7 protein-coding genes are annotated in these 6,000 nt (G+C 57.4%); 5 read left to right on the top strand and 2 right to left on the bottom strand.

What is annotated here, in order from left to right; genetic code table 11:
• Nucleotides 1-66: 66 nt before the first annotated feature.
• Nucleotides 67-408, bottom strand: a complete 342-nt coding sequence (locus AB4Y32_RS38650; protein ID WP_342937299.1) for a helix-turn-helix domain-containing protein — start codon at nt 406-408, stop codon at nt 67-69.
• Between the two features lie 206 nt (nt 409-614).
• On the opposite strand from AB4Y32_RS38650, the gene AB4Y32_RS38655 reads away from it, so the two are divergent.
• The 5 genes from AB4Y32_RS38655 to AB4Y32_RS38675 all read left to right on the top strand — a co-directional run bounded on the left by AB4Y32_RS38655 (nt 615) and on the right by AB4Y32_RS38675 (nt 4,071).
• Nucleotides 615-977, top strand: coding sequence for a helix-turn-helix domain-containing protein (locus AB4Y32_RS38655; protein WP_342937300.1), 363 nt, complete (start codon nt 615-617; stop codon nt 975-977).
• Between the two features lie 2 nt (nt 978-979).
• Entirely contained in the window at nt 980-1,468 is a 489-nt protein-coding gene (locus tag AB4Y32_RS38660; protein WP_342937301.1) for an ImmA/IrrE family metallo-endopeptidase, read from the top strand.
• 387 nt (nt 1,469-1,855) lie between these two features.
• Nucleotides 1,856-2,059 carry a DUF2188 domain-containing protein gene (locus tag AB4Y32_RS38665; RefSeq protein WP_342937302.1) on the top strand — a complete coding sequence of 68 codons (204 nt, stop codon included), beginning with the start codon at nt 1,856-1,858 and terminating at the stop codon, nt 2,057-2,059.
• A 273-nt stretch (nt 2,060-2,332) separates the two neighbouring features.
• Nucleotides 2,333-2,938: a Cap15 family CBASS effector gene (locus AB4Y32_RS38670; protein WP_368726313.1), complete on the top strand. Its 606-nt coding sequence runs from the start codon at nt 2,333-2,335 to the stop codon at nt 2,936-2,938.
• Nucleotides 2,938-4,071: a hypothetical protein gene (locus tag AB4Y32_RS38675; RefSeq protein WP_368726309.1), complete on the top strand. Its 1,134-nt coding sequence runs from the start codon at nt 2,938-2,940 to the stop codon at nt 4,069-4,071. The genes AB4Y32_RS38670 and AB4Y32_RS38675 overlap by 1 nt, the downstream gene beginning before the upstream one ends.
• A gap of 293 nt (nt 4,072-4,364) precedes the next feature.
• Here the strand turns inward: AB4Y32_RS38675 and AB4Y32_RS38680 are convergent, their stop codons facing one another.
• Nucleotides 4,365-5,759, bottom strand: coding sequence for a hypothetical protein (locus AB4Y32_RS38680; RefSeq protein ID WP_368726310.1), 1,395 nt, complete (start codon nt 5,757-5,759; stop codon nt 4,365-4,367).
• Nucleotides 5,760-6,000 lie beyond the last annotated feature (241 nt).

Raw genomic sequence — 6,000 nt, forward strand, 5'->3', positions numbered from 1 at the left:
ACTCGCATCTCCGCGCTTGGCTCAGCTACCGCTGCGCCGAGTAGGCTCGCACCCCGGCCTCAACAGTTATGCGTCTTCGACTTCACTCGATCTCTTGATCGTCGCACTTATAGCCTCAATGCGATCCGCGAGGGTTAACTGGGCAACCGGCTTGGGGTGAGGGAAGAGCGTGTAGAAGCCACGTGCATGTCCCAAGGCCATCAAAATCCGTGCAAGGGTTTCGATGCTACCCGCGCCGCTTAGCTCAAATCGCTTGTACGTTCTCAAGGGAATGCCCGCTTTTTCGGCGAACGCCGATTGAGAGAATCCGTTTCGGACTCGCTCCCCGCGCACACGCATGGCTAGGTACTTGGCGATGTCCCGCTCGGTCGCAGACTGCAAGAATTCGAGTTGTTGTTCCGGCGTCATGATCGAGTGCCATATTTGGCACCATCTGTGGATAAGCAGCGCTCAAGCTTAAGGGATCTGGCACAATAAGTCATCCGCCAAACCAACGTCGACGAGAAATTTTTCAACCAAATCGGTGTATTTATTTTTTGATTCTGGTTGCGCAGTCAGGTCGGCTCCTGCTACACTCCCGTCGAAGTACTTTGTTATACAAACGGGAGCATGAGATGGCACTCACCGCATTCGGCAAGGCCGTGCGGAAAGCGCGGGTCGATATTGGGCAAACGCTGTTGTCGATGGCTGCAGAGTTGGATACCACGGCGTCGTTCCTAAGCGCCATGGAAACGGGACGCAAAAAAATCAGCGCCCAATGGGTGGGTAAGATCGGCAAGTTTTTCGAAGAGAAAGGGCATCCGATTGCAGACCTTGGCCAGCTGGCCGCCGTGTCCAACGAGGCGGTTCCGGTCGATGGTCTGCCGCTGCAACAACAGATGCTGGTGGCAGGTTTCGCGAAGTCGAGTTTTACGGCCGAGGAGCTGAAGCAGATTGCTCAGTTGCTCGAGAAGATCAACAAACGAAAAAAAGAGTAATCATGTCGGACGCAGACAAACCACCGTATGCGATGCGAGGAAATCGAGTGGTACACCGAACCGCCGGCGAAATCGTTCACAGCGCGGCGACGTTCTGCCGGATGTTCCGCGTGAACAGGAAGACGCGCTTGAATATCGCGCAGTTCTTCGAGTCGTTGTCGACGCGTTCGATCTGCATCGACCCGATCGAGGATAGCGAGTGGTTGTTGTTCACCGATGCGATCTGTTCACCGGAAACGTTCACGATCCTCGTCCCCGAGAGCACATATGTCAAAGCATGCAACGGGGACGAGACAGCGATCAGTACGATTTGTCACGAGATCGGGCACTTAGTATTGGCGCATAAGGCTGTCCTGCACAACGAAAAAAGTGCAAAGCCGTCTCAAGGAGAGGACGCCGAATGGCAGGCCGATGAGTTCGCGGAATACCTGATGTCGCGGATGGGCATCACATCGAGCAAGCAGCTGACGCTGAATTTTCGCGACGAATAAAAAGGCCTCAAGCGTTGGCGCGCTGGAGGCCTCGAGGAAAACTTTCGAAAACGCGACACTCAACGATCTCATGAGTGAAGCGTCTTGCTGTTGCTCTGTGTGAGAGCAGATATAGTATGCCTTGTCAGGCAGGCTTGTCAACATCAAGTTCCATGCTGAGATCGCTGAAATAGGAGCCAAAAGTGGCTACGAACGACAGCGAAGAACAGGTCATCTACCGGATGACCATCACGGTCAAGGGTCGAGTAATTCGTCGACCGAATGGCCAACCCTTCCGCATCGTACTTCGCAACCCCAAAGCGAAGTAACGACGTTAAACCAGCGTAGGACTCAGAGGAGGCTTTCTTCGGAGCTCCTCTGATCTGATGACTTGACTTGGAACCTGACATGTCAAAAAAGATCTTTGCTGAGCGTCGCCCGGAGGGCGACTATGCGGTGCGCCGCCCAAATTCACAACGGGCCAGTGATGTGTTGCCCACTCAGCGAGAAGCGATCGAGCGGGCAAGGCAGCTGAACGACGGTAACCCTCCGCTCGTCGAGCGCGTGCGGCACACAGACAAAGGTGGCCCCGATAAGTGGCGCAAGCCGTAGCCAACGGCCGACTTGCAACGCCGTCCGTTATGGCGGCGCTTCTAACTGAACGGCGTATGGGGTTGCATCGGCTGATTACCCGGCGCTCTCGTCTGCGGTCGGCATGATCTGTAATCGCCGCGTCGATTTGCTGACGCGGCGAAACATATTCCGCAGTGAATGAAGTCGATCGGCCCGACGGGTGTCTTGTCGGGAATTGCTTTGACCTTCAATAACAGTGCCATCGTAAAGTTTAGACTAATGGTCGCTCCGCAAGAACACGAATACTCGGTGATGGGGGGAGTCAATCGGGCAAACGTCGGCCGACTCTTGAGCTTGGCAGCGAGTGCTATCTCGGGAGGACTGGTGTTCACGCTCCTGACCGTGGTTGACCTAGCAAAAAGGTTCGGGTGGAACGTCAACGCACCGCCTACTTTGATGTCGTTGCTCGGCGCCGGTGCAATTTTCGGCTTCCTCTACTGGGTGTTGAACAAGTGGGCGTGGAAGTGGCCGGGTATCGGCTTGGCACTGAAGGTCCCCGACATCTCCGGTACGTGGGGCTGCACCGGCGAGACGCTCGACAGCAACGGTTCCGCCAAGTATGAATGGCAGGCCGAAGTTACTATCGTCCAGTCTTGGGACAAGCTGCGCATTCGCCTCACCACCGAGACGTCGGGATCCAGCAGCATCTCCGCGGCACTTGCCCATGACAGTGTTGACGGATTCGTGCTGCTCTATCACTACAGAAACGACCCTAAGGCCGGCGCACTCAACCTAGCGTCGCACACCGGCTGCGCCGTCATGACCATCGCGAAGGACCTGAAGTCGGCGAGTGGCGATTACTTCAATGGCCGTGGCCGGATGACCTTCGGCACGATGAACTGGACGAAGAGGAACTAATGGCTTCCGATATCGACGCTCGCCTCTCACAACTACGGGCACGCCGTAAGGGTGAGCCCTCTGCGGGCGCTTTCCTCAAGGCTGACTCAGCCTCAGGCGGACACTTTGCCATGGATGCCGCGGAAATCGAGGAGTGGGAGAAGCGCGGCACCTCAAACCAACGCTGGACTCGATACGCCATTGGTGCTATGCAGGCCGTCGGGAAGAAGTACACTGAGGTCAGCGAACGGACCGGCGAGCGGGTGGCCAGCCAGTTGCGAGACCGGCTGACCTTAGCGGGCATCAATGCCGAATTCAAGTTGCAGGGATCAGTGCCTTTAGATGTCCACATCAAGCGGGTCAGCGACGTCGATGTGCTGGCCATCACAAAGGACTTCTATACTTATAACACAGCTGGCGTGCAGGCTTTGCAGGGCGGATACACGAGCCCTTCTCACAGAACGTCGGGTGGTGTCCTGAGCAGCCTTCGGCAGCAGGTTGAGGTTGATCTCGATGACGCGTTTCCAGCAGCCAAGGTCGACAAAACTGGCGCTAAGGCGGTAAAGGTCTCGGGTGGATCGCTTCAGCGATCCGTCGACGTGGTGCCCGCTCACTGGTACGACACCAAGGAATTTCAGGCGAGTGGCCGGCAGGCCGATCGGGCGGTGACGATCTACAACAAGAAGACTGGCGAGACGATCGACAACTTGCCATTCCTTCACATCCAGCGCGTAGGCAGCCGATGCGATAGCATCAACGGCGGCCTTCGCAAGGCAATTCGCCTTTGCAAGAGTGTCAAGGCGGACTCCACCCGCGACATTCAACTCTCCAGCTATGACATGGCTGCCATCATGTATCACGCGGACATGAGTGCATTGCGCCTAGGCCAGTATAGCGACCTTGCGATTCTCTCGGAGACGCAGCGTCACCTCGACGCCCTCTATCGCGACCCGATCGCCGCTGGCAGGCTGTGGGTTCCCGATGGGAGCCGCGTGATCTTCGACACATCCGAGAAGCGCGACTGGTTGCTTTACCTTTCCGTTGAGATGGATGAGCTTCTGAAAAACGTTTATCAGGAGAACTTCTCCAGCCTGCTCTCGTTAGGCTTGTCGCACGACGTGCAGCGCAACCTAGTCAAGACGTTGCAGGTGTAGACACCTGAATCACCTCGTGGGACGCGACGACTGTCGACGGGATCGGCATGTCGGATGCACAAGATAACAGGCAAACGTCGAGCCGCTTGCGCCCGATGCACGCGGACGGCTCTAACGTCCCGTCGGAAGAAGGAGTCGTTCCGGGCGTCCGCGGCTGCATCGCATGATGGTCGTGCAAATTCGTGAGTCACGGTGATAACCGTTTCCCGTCTCACTGGGGCCTCATGCATTCCGGCGCAAATCCAGACGGCCTGGCGCTCACGACGGATCGCTCGATCGACGCCACCATCGACTTACAACAGGACCGCCTGCTGTAGAAGTTCCAGGGCTTTCAATTCGTCCAGTCGACCCGTGCGTGCCTTACCCGCCAGCGTCTTGATCAACGCTTCCGCTATCGGTGCAATACCGTGAAGATTGTCCAGGCTGGTCACGGTAGCGAAGGGGAGTGGAGCCGGACTTTGCTGCGGGTGCGCGGAGACGGGCAACGACTCAGGCATCGACCCGGAAGGTGCAGATGTGACTGCCGGGACCGCTTCATCCTTTTCATTGAATGAACGGCTGGCAAGGTCGTCGGGGGAATCATTGACATCCGCTCGCGGGCTGACGACGATCGTCTCCCTGTCTTCCCCAGCGTCCGCCGAAACAGGTGCGGGGCTTCCCGAAGCATCCAGAGCGGTCGCACGTCGCCTCGTGCGCACCTTCCCGTCGACGAGTTTCCCCTGTACGCCATCGTTCGTTGCTGGCGCAGGCGACTCCTGTTGTTGAACGGATGCGCGACCGCGTGGAGCAGGCGCAAGCATACGCGACACCGACTCTGGAATGTCGGCTTCCGTGCGCGGACTGTCTAACCAGCCAACTGGCAATCCGAGTCGCTCCGTGAACCGGTTTGTTTCCACATTGTCCATGCGCTTCTTGCCATGTAGCCGATCGGCGATGTTGAATCCACTCATCTCCATGACCACACCGAGTCTGACTTTCGATCCGTTGCGACGGGTGAGAAGGTGGAGGTTCGCGCGTCGGATGTTCTCCACCTCGGCGCTGTCGCTCAATGCCAGCGGTTGCTGTTGCGGCGTCTTGGGAGACGGCTTGTCTTTCGAACGCGCAGCGTTGTGCGGCGCACGAGCTTTAGGCTGCTCAGGCATGTCGCTTCGACGATTCTTGACGGCTCTCGGCGAACCGCCAGCTACTTTCTTTGGCATTTGCGCTTCCTCGGACAAACTATCTTCAGGAACTGGTTGCTGGTCGACGGTCCTGGCAGGAGCCGGCTCAAGTGCTTCGGGCTCTGCGTCGATTCCTTCGTCGATCTGGACGAAGTCGAGCGGTGACTTCAGACGGGCGATAATCTCGTCCGCGAGCGCAGGATTGGGTTGGTCAAAAAAGCCATGCGGTAATCCAAGCGTGGTTTCCATGTGAAAGGCGGTCTCGGGCGTGAACCGCTCGCCTTTCATCAGTTCGGCCACGCGCGCCATGTTCGATTCGAGTGCGATGGCGATATTCTCTGCGCCTACCGCGTCGACCAGAAACTGAAACGATCGTGTTTTGAAGATGGAGGCAGTCTGGGCGGAGTCTCGGGGAGGCACCTTCACATACGGAGGTCCCGGCCGTTGGGGCGGAGGCTTTTTCTCGTGGTGAGGTTGACGCTCGCCGTTGCGCCGGGATCCCGCATATCGCCCGCGGGCTTGACTCATATAGTAGGACTCCATGCGACGTTGATTCTGGCAGTGATTATAGATGAGGCGATGTCGGTATTTAACGCCGTCCTCATGCTGTCACATTCCGGGATTAAGCTTTTCGCCCTCGGTAGTGAGCGTGAGCACGTAAATCGATGGGGCAATGATCAAGATAAATGATGTTGAAGGAATCAAGTAAAACGGGGGCGATGATGCCCCCGTTGTCGTTTCAGAACGGCTCGTCGGCCGGCCGGTGCGG

Origin of the sequence: Paraburkholderia phymatum (assembly GCF_040965635.1) — a bacterium.
Taxonomy (GTDB): domain Bacteria; phylum Pseudomonadota; class Gammaproteobacteria; order Burkholderiales; family Burkholderiaceae; genus Paraburkholderia; species Paraburkholderia phymatum_B.

Coding starts and splice junctions, on each gene's coding strand:
- AB4Y32_RS38660 (WP_342937301.1), top strand. CDS start 980: ATGTCGGACGCAGACAAACCACCGTATGCGATGCGAGGAAATCGAGTG.
- AB4Y32_RS38675 (WP_368726309.1), top strand. CDS start 2,938: ATGGCTTCCGATATCGACGCTCGCCTCTCACAACTACGGGCACGCCGT.
- AB4Y32_RS38665 (WP_342937302.1), top strand. CDS start 1,856: ATGTCAAAAAAGATCTTTGCTGAGCGTCGCCCGGAGGGCGACTATGCG.
- AB4Y32_RS38680 (WP_368726310.1), bottom strand. CDS start 5,759: ATGAGTCAAGCCCGCGGGCGATATGCGGGATCCCGGCGCAACGGCGAG.
- AB4Y32_RS38650 (WP_342937299.1), bottom strand. CDS start 408: ATGACGCCGGAACAACAACTCGAATTCTTGCAGTCTGCGACCGAGCGG.
- AB4Y32_RS38670 (WP_368726313.1), top strand. CDS start 2,333: ATGGGGGGAGTCAATCGGGCAAACGTCGGCCGACTCTTGAGCTTGGCA.
- AB4Y32_RS38655 (WP_342937300.1), top strand. CDS start 615: ATGGCACTCACCGCATTCGGCAAGGCCGTGCGGAAAGCGCGGGTCGAT.